This is a genomic window from Cohnella sp. LGH, from assembly GCF_017671885.1.
GTDB classification, from domain to species: domain Bacteria; phylum Bacillota; class Bacilli; order Paenibacillales; family Paenibacillaceae; genus Cohnella; species Cohnella phaseoli.
This window is the reverse complement of the sequence record NZ_CP072117.1, coordinates 5,843,443-5,861,453: the sequence shown is the minus strand read 5'-3', so window position 1 is coordinate 5,861,453 and position 18,011 is coordinate 5,843,443. Positions and strand designations below refer to the sequence as shown.

General features: G+C 47.5%; 13 protein-coding genes. 9 read left to right on the top strand and 4 right to left on the bottom strand.

The genetic code is table 11. The features are described from left to right. Positions 1-33 precede the first annotated feature (33 nt). Positions 34-6,474: an Ig-like domain-containing protein gene (locus tag J4772_RS24675; protein ID WP_209071823.1), complete on the top strand. Its 6,441-nt coding sequence runs from the start codon at positions 34-36 to the stop codon at positions 6,472-6,474. 341 nt (positions 6,475-6,815) lie between these two features. Here the strand turns inward: J4772_RS24675 and J4772_RS24670 are convergent, their stop codons facing one another. The 3 genes from J4772_RS24670 to J4772_RS24660 form a co-directional block, all read right to left on the bottom strand. After that, positions 6,816-7,214 carry a retropepsin-like aspartic protease gene (locus tag J4772_RS24670; RefSeq protein ID WP_209071822.1) on the bottom strand — a complete coding sequence of 133 codons (399 nt, stop codon included), beginning with the start codon at positions 7,212-7,214 and terminating at the stop codon, positions 6,816-6,818. 1 nt (position 7,215) lies between these two features. After that, positions 7,216-7,458 (bottom strand): hypothetical protein, encoded by a 243-nt coding sequence (locus tag J4772_RS24665; protein ID WP_209071821.1) that lies wholly within the window; start codon positions 7,456-7,458, stop codon positions 7,216-7,218. Positions 7,459-7,786: 328 nt separating this feature from the next. Beyond that, a complete protein-coding gene (locus tag J4772_RS24660; protein WP_209071820.1) occupies positions 7,787-7,984 on the bottom strand; it encodes a DUF2281 domain-containing protein in 198 nt (65 codons plus the stop codon). 171 nt (positions 7,985-8,155) lie between these two features. Between J4772_RS24660 and J4772_RS24655 the strand changes: the two genes are divergently transcribed. Then, positions 8,156-8,551, top strand: coding sequence for a VOC family protein (locus J4772_RS24655; protein WP_209071819.1), 396 nt, complete (start codon positions 8,156-8,158; stop codon positions 8,549-8,551). 103 nt (positions 8,552-8,654) lie between these two features. On the opposite strand, the gene J4772_RS24650 is transcribed toward J4772_RS24655, so the two are convergent. Continuing rightward, entirely contained in the window at positions 8,655-9,599 is a 945-nt protein-coding gene (locus J4772_RS24650; RefSeq protein ID WP_209071818.1) for a ketopantoate reductase family protein, read from the bottom strand. Between the two features lie 148 nt (positions 9,600-9,747). Here J4772_RS24650 and J4772_RS24645 point away from each other — a divergent pair, with 148 nt between their 5' ends. The 7 genes from J4772_RS24645 (at position 9,748) to J4772_RS24615 (ending at position 17,940) form a co-directional block, all read left to right on the top strand. Then, a complete protein-coding gene (locus tag J4772_RS24645) occupies positions 9,748-10,338 on the top strand; it encodes a TetR/AcrR family transcriptional regulator (protein WP_209071817.1) in 591 nt (196 codons plus the stop codon). 156 nt (positions 10,339-10,494) lie between these two features. Next, positions 10,495-11,805 (top strand): ISL3 family transposase, encoded by a 1,311-nt coding sequence (locus J4772_RS24640; RefSeq protein WP_247740839.1) that lies wholly within the window; start codon positions 10,495-10,497, stop codon positions 11,803-11,805. A gap of 249 nt (positions 11,806-12,054) precedes the next feature. Continuing rightward, positions 12,055-12,204: a hypothetical protein gene (locus J4772_RS37140; protein ID WP_371822737.1), complete on the top strand. Its 150-nt coding sequence runs from the start codon at positions 12,055-12,057 to the stop codon at positions 12,202-12,204. Positions 12,205-12,471: 267 nt separating this feature from the next. After that, a complete protein-coding gene (locus J4772_RS24630) occupies positions 12,472-13,434 on the top strand; it encodes a helix-turn-helix transcriptional regulator (protein WP_209077413.1) in 963 nt (320 codons plus the stop codon). Positions 13,435-13,544: 110 nt separating this feature from the next. Then, complete coding sequence (locus J4772_RS24625) at positions 13,545-14,171, top strand: type 1 glutamine amidotransferase family protein (RefSeq protein WP_209071816.1); 627 nt, start codon at positions 13,545-13,547, stop codon at positions 14,169-14,171. 270 nt (positions 14,172-14,441) lie between these two features. Further along, positions 14,442-17,372: an S-layer homology domain-containing protein gene (locus tag J4772_RS24620; RefSeq protein ID WP_209071815.1), complete on the top strand. Its 2,931-nt coding sequence runs from the start codon at positions 14,442-14,444 to the stop codon at positions 17,370-17,372. A 151-nt stretch (positions 17,373-17,523) separates the two neighbouring features. After that, positions 17,524-17,940: an FAD-dependent oxidoreductase gene (locus J4772_RS24615; RefSeq protein WP_209071814.1), complete on the top strand. Its 417-nt coding sequence runs from the start codon at positions 17,524-17,526 to the stop codon at positions 17,938-17,940. Positions 17,941-18,011 lie beyond the last annotated feature (71 nt).

Genomic DNA, 18,011 nt, shown 5'->3' with positions numbered 1-18,011 from the left:
GATATTCGAACTATCTAAAGGAGCAGATGGCGCATGATCACTAAACTCGTCAAACAATCAAGCGTTATGGTTCTAATGCTGACATTATTCAGTTCGCTTATTGCAAATGCAAGCATCTCGGCCAATCTAGCAGAAGCTGCAGCAGCTTCTGCCGATCCGCCATTGGACAGGCATGCTTTTCCGATCGGCATTTATATTCCGCCGGCGCCGCATGAGAGCAACAGCGCAGTCATGAAGGAAATCGCCGATATGAACGTCAATTTTATCGTCGGCGGCAATTCCAACTATTACATCGACACGAATCAAAAGATGCTGGATCTATCCTTTGAGAACGATCTGGATCTGTTGGTGGCGCACACCAGCTTTCTTTTTAAGGAAGAGTTTATTAATCAGTTCAACAGCGATCAAGAAGTGACAATCGCCCCCGGGCAAACCTGGGTGCAATCTTTCCAGGTCCCACTTGAGGGCGAGGGATGGGGCATCTATGATGTCAACTTTACAGTGTCGGATTGGCCCGAAGATGCGCTGCTCCAAGTCGTTGTTTACGGTTCTGATTCCGTAAGCGGCGCAAGAACGAGCGAACAGGTGTTAGAGCTCGCCAATGTGTCCTATATCCCCAGGGATAAAGAGGGCTACCTGATTCCTAAAATCGGGTTCGGCGGGTTTCCGGTCGACAAGGGCAAAACGTATTATTTTGAATTGAGCACGACGCATGCGGAAGGAATCAAGATCAGGGCGAATTCCGCCAATGTGTATCCGGAAGGCGTGTCCTATCTGAATGGCGCTGCCCAGGCGGGAGATCTCAGGTTCAAAGTCGACTTTGGCGCGCATCTGTATCAGGAAGGCTTCAAGGGCACCGAACGAGCAATGCCGTCACCGGAAGCGCTGGGCACCGTGGCGGATTACTTCAAGCACCATCATGCCATGATGGGCTACACGCTGCTCGACGAGCCTTCCGCCGATGAGTTTCCCGGTGTGGAAGCAACCATGAATAGGATGAAGGAGTCGGACCCGTACAATTCGTCGTTTGTTAATCTGTACCCCAGTGAAGCGCAAGCGCCGGATTTGCGCTGGGATCAATTGAAGATAGACGCCAATGCAACAACGGAGGAGCTAAGCTCGGTCAAGCCTCTCGGGCAGACTTTCCGCACAGGCAGCGAACAGGACGGTCTGCATACGGTGCAGTGGTTTGTCGATCAGGCGACCTGGTCCAATGAGGAGGAACTGACGCTCACGCTGTGGGATTCGCAGAACAAGGAACAGATTGTGGCGCGGCAAACGCTGAACCGTTCAGAGGTTACGGATAATTGGCCGGTATTCACGTTGAATGCCGAAGTTGAGCCGGGCGCGATGTACTATATGGAACTGACCCATAACGGCGGCGGCAATGATGCCATTGCGGTTACTCGTTCGGTAAGCGGGTACAAATGGTACAATTACGGAAACGCTTACATTGAAGGCAGCAATGTGAAGGCAGACTTCTGGTACTCCATTGATCGGGTTATTGAAGGCTTTACCTATGACGATTATGTATACAGATGGACGAGGGCGGAGCCGGATTATGTCGTTTTTGACACCTATCCGTTCAGAGTGAATGGGCTGTTCGAAGCGTACTATTACAATCTGGAAACGATACGAAGGAATGCGAAGGAGTCGGGGCTGGATTTTTGGTCCTTTTTGCAATCGATCGGATTTGGCGATCAGAATGAGCCTTTGAGTGCGCGCGTGCCGAATGAAGACGATTTGCGCTACAATATTTTCACCAATCTGGCGTACGGCGCCAAGGGACTCATGTATTTCGCGTATCAGACGCCGCCCTATCCGTATTTTATCGACGGCATTATTCGTCCTGATGGCACGAGATATCCATCCTATGAATGGGCGCGGAAGCTGAATGAGCAATTGTTGCATCTGGGGCCGACGCTGAAGCGGCTTACCTCGCAAGAGGTGTATCACCACAGCCCGGGAAATTTGCCGCGAGGAACGACGGCTCTCCCCCAGAATTTCTTTTGGCAGCCCAACCAGGCCAATGCGCCGCAAATGATTAGCACCTTCCATGATGAAGAAGGCACGATCTACGTCATGGTTGTTAATCGCGACATTAATGTGACAGGCGGGCCTTCGCCCGGCAACCGAACGCTTACGTTCAACCTGGATTCGTCGATTAATCAGGTTGTAGAAATCTCCAAGGAAAGCGGCCAGGAGATACCGGCTCTGTTCAACGCTTCGACCGGGGTGCTGTCGGCAGAGTTTGCTCCAGGCGAAGGGAAATTGTACAAAACGAATCTTCGCGCCGATCTGAATCGCCAGCCCGTTGCCTACAGCCTCTACAAAGAGCTTGCCGGCTTACAGGCGGTTGAAGGCAGCTTGAATGCGGCCGATCCCGACGGCGATGAGTTGACGTATACGCTGGTCGGCAATCCGGTAGGCGGAGAAGTTACGCTGGGCAGCGACGGTGCATTTACTTTTACGCCGAACGGCAGCTTCGATGGGGCCGGTTCATTCGCCTATATCGTCGGCGATGGCAAGATCAACTCCAATCCCGCGACGGTTACAGTGGCGCTGGCACAGGGGCAGTCCGGACTTGCGCGCGTGCCGACGGTGAAGGAAGCCTTCCTGTCGCCGGGCAGCGCAGCCGGAACGACTGTCGTCGCAGCCCAGCTCGAGAACGGCAATATGATCCGGGTTCAGGTCGTACAGACACCGGCGAGCGCTCCTGCAGTCGGAAGCGTGGGGCCGCAACTCCCTGTCTATGATGGAAACGATGTGCCGGCTGCGATAGGCGAATATGTTGCGGTTTATGAAGTGGACGGCAATAATGAGATCGTGGGTTTCAGTCTCTTGCCTGTTAAGCAAAGTAACCTTCAAACCCAGATCGGCGTTGCCTTTAACGGCCAGTTCCCAATGGGTGTCCATCATATTGTTAAGTCGCAGGAAGGAGCCGCTTTCACAGAGCAAGTGAACAAAATCAAGGCGATGAATGCAAACTTGATGATCACTTCCGGCGCTGTGGACAGCATCGGCGATCAACAGCAGCTGCTTCTGGAAGCGGGTAATTCCGGGATGAAAGTGCTGGCGGGGCATGAATACGCGCCGCCTCCGGTCACGGTCAGCCAGCCTGAAGTCAATATGGTCTATGGTATTCTTCCATGGCACTGGCACGGCCAGCTGTTTAGGACGCCGGCCAATGGCAGCAATTGGAGCTTGAAGGCCATTTCTCTCAACACGCAAATTAATGTTGCAGAGCCGTTGACGAATCCCGTCAATTTGGAGCTGGTCGTCTATGAATCTCCGGATCGCACCAACGAAATTGCCAGAGCTTCACTGGTTCTGCCGGCCGGTGAATCCGGGGAGCATATGCGCCAGTTCGAATTTAGCGATGCAGCTCTAGAGCCGGATAAAGTCTATTACATGCAGTTGATGACAGATACCGTATCCAATACCGGGATCGGTTATTATAATCAGGCCGGTTCCGGCTATGACAAGGGCGGGGCTTACTTTGGCGGTCATGCCTCACAACATGGCGAGTATCGGAATTATGAGGATCTTGCTTATGAAATAACCTTGAATGATCAAGCGGAAGAGGCTGCATTTGCACCGGATCGCCGTCCATCCGACGCATACTGGGATTGGTTGTCCGGCGAATTAGGCACATATGACGCATTGCTCGGCTATAGCCTGCAACGGCGGGCATTCAGCGGGCTCTATGACCAACTGGCCTCTGCCGCCTCCTATCTGAAGTCGATTGATGCGAACCGGATATCCTACGTAAGCTTGCCGGGCGTAGATCGGAATGGAGGATTTCTCACCCCTTCCCAGTTGATTCGCGAACGGGTCCGCACCAAGCCGGGACAAACTACACTGCAGTCTATTAAAATGAGCAATGGCTTGAGCACCAATATATGGGCGCCGGCAAGAGTGAAGGTTTATGATGCCGCAACGGAGAGCTTGATCGGGCAATCCGAACAGATTCACTCCAGGCCGACCGACAGCCAACCTACATTTACGTTTAGTCCTGCATTGGCAGTGGCTGAAAATACGGAATATATTTTTGAGTTTGACCTTGACCCAGGCTACGAGGGCCAAGTGTGGGCCAACTGGAGAATCGATCCTTACGGGACATTGGAGGTAGACGGCCAGTTGAAGGGCGGCAGGCTGTTTACCACCATAAACGGGGAAGAACAGGACAACCGGATCCAAGCATGGATGGCTGCAGCCGCCGCTCCGGATTTGCTTGTCATGGATTCCTATAACTATCATCATGGCGGTGTCCAACTGGACAATTACTTCGCGCTGCTCGACCAGTTCAGCCAAGAGGCAAGGAAGAAAGGCGTGCCGCTGTGGGCAACGATTCAGTCCGCCGCGGAAACCTTCCAGCCCGTCCCTGTTCCTGTACCTTCACAAGGTCAAATGCGCTTTCAGGCCTATGCCTCACTGGCATACGGCGCCAAAGGATTGCTGTATTCCGCATACGCCTCCGATAACCGTTATACGAATGCATTAGTGAACAGAGATGGAAGCGAGGCGGCTTCTTACAGCTGGGCCCAACAACTGAACAGTGAAATTGGACATTTGGGAGAAGTATTGCTGCAATTGGAGCTTAATCGTGTCTATCATGCCTATCCGGCCAATGACATACCCGAGCTTGGCGTCAGCAGGATGCAAGCGGACGATTGGGTGCAGCTCCCTGCCAATACTTCGAGAGCGATGATCAGCACTTTTACGGACAACAAAGGAAAGCGGTACTGGATGGTCGTTAACAAAGATACTGAAAACGCGCATGAATTCATGTTTACGATCCCTTCCGCTCCGGCTCAAGTTATGGAAATCTCGAAGGCCAATGGCGAACGTGTGCCTGCGGGAAATTATGACGAAGCGAGCGGGACTTTCAGCGCCACATTAGCTGCCGGAGAGGGCAGGCTCTATGAAATGGCGTATGCTTTGTCCTCCTCTGACGATCATGTGTCCGTCAAGCAAGGTGAAGCTTATAAGGGGAATTTGCCGGCAAGCGGCCTGGTTTACTCCACAGTAGAACATCCGTCCCACGGCATTGTTTACCTGGACAGCTCTACCGGCAGCTTCGAATATGTTCCGGATCAGGGGGCGCAAGGCAGCGATTCATTCCGCTACCAGGTGTCGAATGGTTCCGATGTGGAGACCGCTACCGTGTACGTGAACATAGTTCCCTATGCGCCAGCAGTAGCGGGGGGAGCGAATATCGCGATCCACAACGGGGAAGTCAGCATCGCGGCTTCAGCCGGGCAGAACGAGCGCTTGGTGCTGAAGACGAGCAAGGAGCAGATGTATAAGCGCAGCATCGAACGGTTTGCAACGCCGCATGTGGGCGACCCTGCGCCTGCCGGCAGCGATGTGATTGACCCTTACACGGGCGGCAATCTCGACTTGGCGGCTGATCTGCCACTAGGGGAAGGCAGCTATATCGGTGTATATGTAGTAGGGAACGACAACACCATCCAAGCGTTCAGCTTGTTGCGCTATACGGCCAATCATGCCCCTGTAGCCCAGAATGTGTCGTTGAATGCTTCTGCCGGACAGGGGACTCAGGGGGAGTTGCCGGCCACGGATGAGGATGAAGATACACTGACGTTCCGTATACTGGACAACCCTGCACAAGGTACGGTGCGGGTGGAGCGCCACTCCAATCAGTTCATCTATACGCCGAAAAATGGAGCGAGCGGTACGGATACCTTTACTTACTATGCCATCGACGGCAAGGATCGCTCCAACTATGCAACGGTCACCGTTGCTTTGAATGAGCAACAAGGCGGAGGTCCAGGCAACGGAGGGGGAGGGACATCGCCAGGGAACGGCGGTGGGGGAACATCGCCAGGCAAAGGTGGGGAAGAGACGCCGGTGGATAACGGAGGAGAAGCAAAGCCATCGGCAAACGGCGGAGAAGAAACGCCGCAGGGCAGTAACATTGAGTTTAACGACATACAGGGGCACTGGGCTAAGGCTTCCATTATGGAAGCCGCCCGCCGGGGAATTATTGTTGGTTATAAGGACGGCGCCTTCCGTCCGCAACAAGCCGTCACTCGCGCACAATTTATTGTGATGCTGCAACGGGCGTTGGGGCTGGAGGGAAGCGAGTCGAGTCGCAGCTTCTCCGATCTGCAAACGGTTGGCGCCTGGGCACATTCGCCGCTGCTGAAGGCTGTGGAAGCGGGTTGGCTGACCGGCTATCCGGACGGCACTGTACGTCCGAACGCCCCGCTTACTCGTACCATGATGGCTATGATTATCGCAAAGGCATTGGAGCTGCAGCCTGGCGATGCACAGCAGGTTTCTTTTGCGGATGCCGAAGATATTCCGGTTTGGGGCAAGGCAGCGGTGGAAGCAGCGAGGAGCAAGGGTCTGATACGCGGGCAAGCGAGCAATCGCTTCAATCCTGACGCGACGACAACCCGAGCAGAAGCCGCGACGCTGATACTGCGTTTGCTAGAGCTGGAGTAAAGGGCTTTACGAAGGAGGAGGCGATATTTCTCCTTTTGTGGACAACTCAACCTGCAAGATTCGCTTTATTAAACAAAGAAGCCGCAAAGAGTAAAAGCTTACTCTCTGCGGCTGTCTCTTGTTGAAAATCGATAACAGCGGGTGAATAATCTAGTGTCTCTCCTCCAACTGCATCAATAATGGACTCGGTAATGGCAGAAGCATCCTTGAAATGCAGCTACTGTCGCTATTTCTTTGGACTGTGAAATATGTCCAGTGCAGGGCAGAATAGAATGGTCTCAGCAGGTGCGTCGATTGCGATGGGAGCAGCATGGGGACGCGAGCAATTTTCGCACTCCATGTTACCCGTGTTTGAGGTTAGTTGGGTGCATTTCCATTCGATGTAGGTCAATGATCATATTGCCGCCTTTAAGAATATCCAGACCAATGAGGCCGTTAATGTAATTAATATCTTCATGAAAAACACCAAAATCAATAGAGATGTCTTCTATGATTAATTCACCTAATTGGATGTGATCAACGCGTTTTTGGAAAGAGAATTCGTCTCCGCCGATCCCAAAGCTCCGTAGAAGCTTATCACCATTTTCAAACTTAATGCCTATCTCGGAAACGACATCAGAGGCTAACAAGGAATGCGCCGCCCCAGTATCAATGATTAGATTGTCAATGGTTAAGGAGCGCCCTCTATAGCAAATTGTCATGGAAGCTTGAAGTAAATTGTGGGCATATTCAATCTGCATTTCATCTACTCCTGTATAGCGGATTATTCCTAAGTTCGATGGTTATTTTTTCCTGACCGGTATGATAAACAATATTATTATTTCTGCATTTGAACAGTTCTCTCGTTGCTTCATCAGGGTCTTGAATCGCTCGTACTAGAGCGACTTCATTAACAAACTGAATGTTATCCTTGGTATGAGAGTCAAGAATTTCAAGCAATACGTACTGATCAGGATAAATCGTACGAACCTCTTGCCATTGCATTGTTATCACACCTTTGTAGTATTTTGGTCATCTATTTGAACTTTGGATACATATAATTATACCTTATACAGGAATATGGGGATACCGTAGCCCAGTGAATACTTCGAATAGATTTATAAGGTGGACCCTATTGTCAAGACACGGTTTTTAGATCCAACTTTTCTGCATGTGAAAGCGAAGGTTTTAGGTGTCCGAATTTTTTAATAACAATTTGATTCGAGAACGTATATACTTTATCCGCACGGACAGCAGACGTGGCGCGCAATAGCCCTTCATCAAGATCAGAGGCAGTTATTTGTATCGTGTATGTCTTACAATATCTCCTTGTCTATACATTGTTCCAAACCTCATCGTCCACTGAATTATTCCAAAATTCCATGCTGGTCAGGCTGGCGTGTTCGAGATTTTTTAATGCTTCACGTTCTCGTGTTGCGTTCAGGTATCCAATGAAAACGGCAACTTCAATGGCGTCCTGCTCAGGTATATGGTCAATGATGCGCTTCAATTCTTCTCTGTTAATGCTCACAATATCACGCCCCTTCAGAAGAGGTACCTTTATTGTAACACAAAGTATCTCTTTTCCAGAGAGTCTGCTGTTGCCCTTTCTAACAAAACCAAAAAGAGGGAAAAACCTATATACATCGAATGAGTTAAGTGCTGAATTGTAATAATGGTTAAGATCAGGGGGAGATTAGAAATGAAGTTAACCCATACTCGCTTGCTCGTAGATTGCTTTAAGGAATGTTTTATTTTTTACCGGGATGTGATGGGATTTGAACCCATTTGGGGAACAGAAGAGGGCAAATATGCCGATTTCAATACAGGTAATACCACACTCGCTCTTTATGATAGAAAATCCATGGCTGATGCGGTCGACTGTTCTTATTCAGTACACGATCAACACGATCATTTTAATGATCGGGCAGTAATTGTCTTTCAGGTGAATGATGTAGACAAGGCATTTCTTGAACTGAAGGAAAAAGTCAACTTTATGTCGGAGCCGATTTCTAGACAATATGGGATAAGAAGCGTTAATTTCAGAGATCCCGCAGGAAACTTAATCGAGTTGTATCACGAAATTCCAACAGAATAAAATTGGAAAATTCATCGGTGATAAAGTTTTGATGGAGTATGGAACCCGACTGGCCAATCGGTGCATGTGGAGTGCTGTGTGTTATTGGTTAGGGGTAAAATTTCTATGATATGGAATTTTTAATAGCTTTGTGATGCTCTGTGTTTTCAAATGCCATAGTAAGACGCGGTAAAGGTATGCCTAACTTCTTTGCTTCTCTCAGAACTTCAAGTACCGCAAAACCTGCTTTACTGTTGTTGTATTCCACAAAAAGTCGCGGTAAGCTGCCTTTTGCAAAAATAACCTTGTTAAAAAGTGTGCCGAGGAGTATCGGTGGAATTTTAGTCAGCAGGAGGGAAATGGCATCAAGTTTTGCCCCTCTTGCTTTAAGTACAGGGATCATTTCTCTCATATTTAACCCAACATTTGCAAATGAGGTCTTATGGTTCATGAGCGCTGGAAAACTTCCCAGTCTTAACACCTCGGTCTCCATAGCCGCATTCATGGCAAAGTGATTCCATAGCCAGTTTTGCATATCCTTTACCCAATTAATTTTAAAATGGGCACTTTCAAAGCATTCCTTGATCAATTGGTTAATATGCTCGGTGCCTGCTCGTGGTTTTTCAAGAAATATCATTTTCAAAAAGCCACCTCTAAGCCTATTGTCCGCTATGCCGCCGCCTCCTCCGGGGAAGCCAAAAACAACATTATTCATAGACAATGGCGAGATCGATGATTTCAAATCTTGCCAAACATTATTGAATATCAGGACAGGGGTGTTTCCAGCAGCAGTCGATAGTAATTGGGCCGCTTCTGGAAGCTGTTCCGTGTTGACACTTACAATAATGAGATCGTAATTCGGGCTCAGTTCCTCATGCAATTTGACGTTCCAGCTTTCTTTTATTAGCTGTTTTCCTCTTCGTGCGTCCCACATTTCAAGCTCTATATGGCTTCCGAAGGTTTCCTTTCTCCCTTTTCTAACGTAAAACTCAACGGTATTCCCTGCCTGTTCAAAAGCCCAAGCATATTGGGTCGATATCACACCTCTACCGAAAAATAAAATTCTCATGTTAGCCTCCCTAAAATAGTTGATAATCCTTGTTGATGATCAAACAACGTGTTGTATGATGTTATTGTATAGATTCACTATAGGGTCATCAACCATCAGATTTTTAATATCTGTCGTATAATCGATTGAGCAGGAAATGGAGGCAAAAATGAAAAAGCAACCTGAAATTACGGACAAGACAAGGCAAACATTTGTAAATGTATTCTGTGATTTATATAGCCAAAAACCAATCGAAAAAATATCCATTCAAGAAATTGCCAACCAATCAGGATATAATCGCAGTACATTTTATCAATACTTTACGGATATCTATGAGTTGCTGGACTACGTTGAAGAGCGTGTCATGAAATCCATTAACGAGGAAATGGCAAGCAGAGAGTTTTCTACACATTCTTTCCAAGATGCACTTCAATGCTTGGAAAATGCAGAGGAAATTTCTGTTTTTAAAGCCCTCTTGGGCGACTATGGTGCTGTTCATTTTGTTGAACGCCTGAAAAGAGAAATCCCCTTTGAGAAATTGATTGTGAACTTTCCATCAAATGAGGTCTTAGCACCCTACATAATTGAGTTTTACATATCCACACTAATATCTATATTTCGCCTTTGGATACGCAACGGCAAAGATCTATCGTCGGAAGAATTGGTCAAGTTGGTAGATAGCCTATTTGCAAATGGGATAACACCGTATCATAGCTTTGGCACGGTTAATCCGCGGCGCCCTGATTCGAATAAAAAGTAAGGGGACGAGGAGAAAGAGTGAGGGACATTAATATCGGCTCATCTTGCCAGTTTGTTTTTCCTTTCAACTACGTCCATTAGTGGGACAAACACTTTTGAATCATAAAAGAGGATCAAAACCGAAATGAGTGCTTGACGAAATGAATTGAGGATAGAAATGGAAAAACATCTGCTACTCCTGTATTGTTGTAAGTCCTACCCAACAACAAAAAGGAATAGACAGATGCAAACTCAGTATATCAATGAATGGCTCGACATACCAGAGCTAAAGATTCATCAACTGTTATCCATTCATGACGATGAAGTTCACATAGAAGCCTTGCCGCTAGACGACAAGCAAATCTGCCCATGCTGCGATTCAGATCAAGCAGTGATTCGGAAGGGAAGCAATGGGATGCGAACCGTCCGACATCTATCCGTTTTTGAGAAGAAAACCTATCTGCACGTGCCGACCATTCGTATGTTTTGCAGTAACTGTGAAGCCGGATTTGTATGGGCATACGATTTCGTCGGTCCCAAACAGCGCTACAGCAGGCTTTTCCGCTCCCATACGGTCGAACAGGCGCTTGGGTCCACGGCCGCGCATGGCGCTCGGATACAGCAAGCGCCGGCGAGTACCGTACAACGTATGCATAACGAGGCGGTCCCTGCTCTTTGCGATGCGCTTTACAAACAAGTGTGGGAAGAAGCAAAAGAAACAGCTGAACTGGTTCTGGGTGTCGATGACTTCGCGATCAAGAAGGGTCATACGTATAACACCGGCATTCACAACCTCAAAGGCGAGACGATGCTGGACCTGTTGCCGGGCCGAAAGCTGGAAGCGCTGCGTGCGTACGCTCAGGCGCACCCTGAGTTCCTTCGGCTTGATCCGAAGGCAGTGGTCATGGATTTGGCTCAGGCGTATCACACCTGGATCAGCGAGTGTTTCCCGAAAGCGATTCGCATCGCAGACCGTTTCCATGTTCACGGTTATGTGATTGAAAGCGTACAGGAAGTTCGTAAAACTGTTCAGCCAACGTTATCTCCGCGAGCCAAAACTTATCTAAAAGCAAACCACCGTCTGCTAAATCCGCCTGCCGAATCACTGAGTGAAGAAAGTGCAAAGAAGTTGGACACGATGCTGAATTACTCCCCGCTGCTACGCAGCATGTGGGAATGGAAAGAAGCGTTCACGACTTGGTATGACTGCTCGCCAAACTATACTGTTGCCAAGCTGGGATTTGAGCGTTGGTGTACGCAAGGCGATCAGATCGACCACGCTGCCGTCCAAAGTGCGCTAAAGACCATGCGCAATTGGCAGGAAGAAATCGTGAATTACCATCAATGCCGATGGACAAACGCAACCGTAGAAGGCCGCCATAATCGTATTAAAGCCTTTCAACGCCGCCATTATTTCACAAGGAATCGCAGTCGCTATAAAGCGGGCATTCTGATCGAATGTAACCGCCATCGGATGTTAAGCTATTAATCAAGCACTGATTTTGAGGTTGAGCCATAAAAGAGGTATCGAAAAAGATTTACGGACACTAATTACAGATAAGGAGTCTGAGATTAAAGTCTACTTGGCTAAAGACAGCACTCACTACCACTCAATTTTTGAGGAAATAATAGGTGACTACAAAAAGCGAAGATAGAGCAAACGGACTTTTGCGAGCTTTGTGGAATTACAAAATAATGGAGGGTTATAAATGAAGTACTTTACGGAGTATTATCTTTTTTGGGACTCGTCTTGCCCTATTCGCAATTCATCCCTTGGATCGTGCGCAACGGCCTCGATTTGACTCTCCTATTTGAAGCCATAACCAGTACGCGTATCGGAGCTTTTGCAAATATTTATGGCTGCCGATTGCAGGTACGCTACTGGTAGGTCCTTCACTGGGTCTCCCTTGTTTTTGTTTCTTCGACAATTACATTTGGATAAAAACATTCTAAAATAACATCAAAAATGGGACCGGAAACAGGGTTAAACGAATCAGTTTAAAATGTTCGGCATTTCTTGAACGTCTTGATGCCATCGACGCAACAAAGTTTGCTTGCTATTTCTTCCCGGTAAGAAGGAATACAGTTGATTAGCAAACACTTAAAGTGTTTGTTAGAATTTAATTATGTGTTAATCAAAGGTGAGGGTTATGTTATGCCAAAAAATGATAATATGCTAACCATTCTATGGATGTTGAATTCGGGAGAGAAATGGACTGCGAAGCAAATATCGGAAAAGTTAGAGATAAATATAAGAACAGTTTATCGGTATATGGATGCATTATGTGCCAGTGGCGTCCCTATCATATCCGACACCGGGCACAATGGCGGGTATAGCTTGCTGCACAATTTTATCAAATCTCCTCTGTTATTTAGTATGGATGAAAAAAAGACATTGCTTCATGCTGCCCTATTTGCAAAAGAAGCCGGGTATCCTTTGAGTGAGGCATTAGAAAATGCAACATCCAAGTTGAAAATGTATTCGAATCAGGAGCAGGAAAGTTTACTAAGCCATCATTTAGCCGGATTTGAAGTCATAAACCGCAGGGGATACCCCGCTGTACAGCCGGTATTGCAGGAATTGGAGCACGCTGTAGCAAATGAATGGTCTGTAGAAATTTCTTATCGTAACAGTCATGAAGAGCAGTCCCCCAATAGGGTAATAGACCCCTATGGCGTGGTTAATTGGAACAATAAGTGGTACACCATTGCATTCTGCCACCTGCGGAATGAGATCCGCAGCTTTCGGGTAGAACGAATTCTGAGCATCACACGCACACCATTCTCATTTAGGCGTCCCAATGAATTTTCAGCGCGTACTTTTTTTATGAATAATCTGTTACCAGATGTAGCAGGTAAATCTGGATACATTTCTTTAATTATTAGTGGCAAGGCAGAGGCGTTGGATGATCTATGCATACATTGGTTTTTGGAGCATCATTTGCAGGAGCGGACATCGACGCAAGCCATTTTTTTACTTGAGGAAGAAGCACTGTATACACATGTTCCGTTAATCATTCTTCCTTATGGGAAATCCATTCGAGTTATAGAGCCTCAGAATCTAAAGAATAGACTTGTGGCGGTTGCTTCAGAGTTAATGGAATATTATCAAGTGTAACAGCTTCACTGACAGCAGTTGTCAGTGAAGCTGTTTTATTATAAGGATAACCACTCATTACAAATGAATGGTTGCTGTTACCTAATAAACTTGATGAGGAGCACTTAGAAATGAATAATACCGTATATCTTTATGTGTTTGATACCATGTCCGATTGGGAAATAGGTTATTTAGCCGCCGAACTGAACTCTGGAAGATACTTCAGACAGGGGCTGGCTCCTGCCAGAATCGTCACCGTTGGGATAGAAAAGACTCCAGTAACTACAATGGGCGGATTGAAAATAATGCCTGACATCAAAGTGGATGAGTGCAGCATTAAAAGCGTAGATGCACTGATTTTACCTGGTGGAAATACATGGACAGAAGCTATTCACGTACCTATATTAAAAATAGCCGAGATGTGTTTAAAGGAAGGGATAGTCGTTGGAGCAATTTGCGGCGCTACCTTAGGACTTGCTCAAGCAGGATTGCTGGATTCACATGGGCACACAAGCAATGATTTGGCCTACCTTAAAATGGTTTGCCCTTCTTACACGGGAGAAGAATATTACAACATGGAATCGGCTGTCACAGATGAGAGATTGATCACTGCATCCGGAGTAGCTCCATTAGAATTTTCTGTTCATGTTTTAAAAGCGCTAGATGTGTTTTCTCCCAAAACATTAGACGCTTGGTATCGTCTTAATAAAACTCATGAACCTAAATACTTTCACGAGCTAATGAGTTCAATCCAATGACAGTTTAGGAATAGAAGGCATGTTGAATGCTGTGTGTCGCTAGTGAAAACACAGTGATTTAGGGCCACATTCCAAATGCGAAGAAGAGATCATGGTCGGGATGCACGGTCCGTTGTATGCGGCTGGCTTGAGGAAGCAGCCCGAGTCCTGAACAGCCGGGAGCACACAGGGACCGAACCTGAAGGGGGAGAGTCTTTCATAATTCTTTCACTGCTCTATGTTATGATGGCGCTGAAAACCAGGTGGCATTATAGCACTAGGAGGAGAATTATGAATCAGTGGAAGAAACAAGGCGTTTTGGTTTTAGTCATCTGCATGCTGGTAGTTGGATCTTACCCAGGAGGGTTAACGGGAACCGCTCATGCAGCGGGACCTTTTGCAGAGGGTAGCGGAACATCTGAAGATCCGTTTCAGATCGCAACAGCAGAACAATTTTATGAGATCAGGAATTATTCATCGAGTCATTTTGTTCTAAACAATGACATCGATTTAAGTACGTCTAGCGCATCTTCCGACTGGGTTCCGATCCCTGACTTTACAGGCAGCTTGGACGGCCAAGGTCATCGTATTACGAATTTGTATATTCAAAGTACAGGAAACAACGTCGGACTGTTCGCCAAAGTTGGGAGTGCTTTGAGTAATGGGATTGTACATAATTTGGAAGTCCATGCCTCTCAAGTTCAGGGGATGGATAATGTAGGTATCCTGGCCGGCACCAATTTTGGCTCTATCGAAAATGTCAGTGTTACAGGAGCTGTATATGGGCAGAAAAGTACAGGCGGTTTGGTCGGTTTTAATAATCAAATCGTTAATCGCCAACACAGGGTATTCAACAGCCATGCCGATGTATATGTGTCCGGAGTTATGAACGTAGGCGGTCTGATCGGCGACAGCTCCCGGGGCGATATTATCAACAGTTCCGCAGAGGGAACCGTTACCGGCGAGGACTATGTAGGAGGTCTCGCGGGATTAATTATAGAAGGAAACACCTCAAATAGTTCTGCATTCGGGGATGTTCGGGGCGATAGAAGTGTAGGCGGTTTGATTGGTGAATATATAACGGGCACGATCACTGAAAGCTCTGCAATGGGGAGTGTCACGGGTAGCCGTAATGAAGGGGGGCTCGTGGGCAGCTTCCAAGAGGGCGACGTTACCTTAAGTTATGCTGCAGGCGAAGTAAAGGGTCATAAAAACACGGGCGGGTTGATCGGTGAGTTAGTAAATAGCTCTGTCACCTACAGCTATGCTGCAGGGAATGTCGCAGGTGAGGTAGACGCCGGCGGTTTAGTCGGAGGAAATAGGAAGGGTGACATCTCTTTTTCTTTTGCAACGGGGAATGTGTCTGGTTGTGATGATATCGGAGGATTAGTGGGTGATAATGATCAAGCGAAAATATCCAATAGCTATGCTACTGTTAATTTAACAGGGATATGCAATCCAAGCTCTGATTCAATTGGAGGTCTCGTCGGGGATAATTCCGGAACCATTGAAAATAGTTTTGCGAAAGGTTCGATAATCGGGCAGATCACTAGAGCCGGTGGTTTAGTGGGTGACAACCGCTATATCGAAGGAAACATCGCGAACAGTTATTACGATAAGGAGTTATCGGGGCAATCAGATAACATCGGTAAGGGCTTAACTTCTGAACAAATGAAAGATATGGCCAACTACGAGGGCTGGGACTTCGATACCTTATGGAAAGTAGATCAGCATCATGACGGATATCCTTATTTAATAGGAATGGAGAGCATGCAAGCTTTCTTAACTTATATGGGGAATGATTCGAACGATGATAGTGGATGGTATGTAAGTAAGCCCTATAAGACTGGCTCTTTAGTAACTATAGAGGATCTTGATTGGACAAGGACAGGACATCTCCTCCAAGGGTGGAACACAGAGTCTGATGGCAGTGGTGTACCCTATGGGATCGGTGATACGACACAATTAACTAGCAGCTTGCTGCTCTATGCCAATTGGCAGCCTATTCGTTCGGACAATGCGAATCTGGCAAATCTTAAGATTATCGCGGCTGGTGAAGAGTTAGCGTTATCTCCAGAATTTGCAGTAGAGGAGAAAAGTTATCGAGTGGAAACCGCGTCAAGGGAAGCAACGATTATAGCGGCTCCTTCTGATGCAAGAGCTACAGTGAGCTTGGAAGGAGACGAGCTGGCTGGAGAGAAAACAGTCGTTCTTGTCGAAGGAGACAATTGGTTTGAGCTTGTCGTGACAGCAGAGAACGGTGAGACAGAAGCCTATAGCCTGACGATTCATCGTAAGGGTGTTCCAACAACACCGGGGAATCAACAGGGCGGCGGATCGGGATGGTCGCAGTCTAACAACGCCAATCTTGCCGACTTGAACGTTATCTTAGAGGGGAAGAAGCTGGTCTTATCACCAGAGTTTGCGCTAGAGGAGACGAGTTATCGAGCGGAAACAAGGTCTAGTAAGGCAACGATTAAAGTGACTCCTTCCGATGCAAAAGCTACGGTTTCCTTGGGAAAAGAAAGGATAGATGGAGAGAAAACGGTCGCTCTTGAAGAAGGAGACAATGTGTTCGAGCTTATCGTGAAGGCAGAGAACGGGACGCTCAAGACCTATCGTCTGACGATTTATCGTGTAGCAACACAGAAAGCGTTGGAACCTCCGGTATGCTCATTTTCTGACATAACGGGTCACTGGGCAGAGACCTTCCTATGCGAAGCCTTCGAGCGAGGAATTGTAAACGGTCATACGGAAACGAGGTTTAGTCCTCAAAGCGGCATCACACGAGTCGAGTTCGCAGCGATCTTGCTCCGAACAGTGGGTCTGGCTTCATCAGCTCCCACATTGACCGAGCATCGCTTTGTGGATCAGGATCAAATTCCCGATTGGGCGGCATCTACGGTTCATATTGCGGTGGAGAAGGGGCTATTATCCGGATATCCGGATCATTCGCTTCGACCGTTGCATAACGTGAGTCGAGCAGAGATGGCGACGATGATAGGGAGAGCGATGAAGTGGGGGAACTTACCAGGGAACACAACCTTCCGCGATGATGCCGATATTCCGCATTGGGCTAAGGGGTATATCCAAGATGTTGTTGCGAGAGGTTTACTGAATGGGCGTGAAAACAATCGATTTAGTCCGTTGGAGCCGGCGACTAGAGCGGAAGCAGCTGTGCTGCTGCTAAGATTATGGCATGTTATTGATGAGTTAAATTAGCGCAAAAGAAAAATTAAATCCGAGATGTGCGGGCGGAAATAGCAAAGAGGGGCGACGAGCCCCTCTTTTTGCATGCTATCCAATCGACCGGAGATCACGTCGAGTCCGCGGGCAACGAGCCTGTCTGTTGTTGAGAATGGTTTTCAGTGCTATGATCGATGAAAAAAATCTTTCCAAGTTGTATGGGCAAGGCGAGCAAATTAGTCATGTTGACCTGACACATATGGAGACGGGCGCAATAGAGCGGCTTGAGGTCGATGAAGTCGTCGTTAATCACGGCTACAAACGCAATTATGGAGCACTGTTGGATTGGGGAATGGAGCATTCAGACTACGGAATTATCGTCGACGGCCAGATGGATACCCATTTGCCGGGTGTTTTTGGAGCGGGAGACTTCGTAACCTATGACAGCAAGGTTCGGCTGATTGCCGGAGCCTTCAACGATGCAGTACTGGCCGTAAATAGCGCCGCGTTGTATATGGATCCTACGGCCAACAAGATGGCTGGAGTGTCCTCCCACCACGAGATTTTCCGTGAACGGAACAGGACGTTCGCCAGACGGAAATAGGTTGTCGAAATCAACACAAATAAGCAAGTCTCCAGTTGGACGCAGATCAGATATTTATTTGACATAGTCAT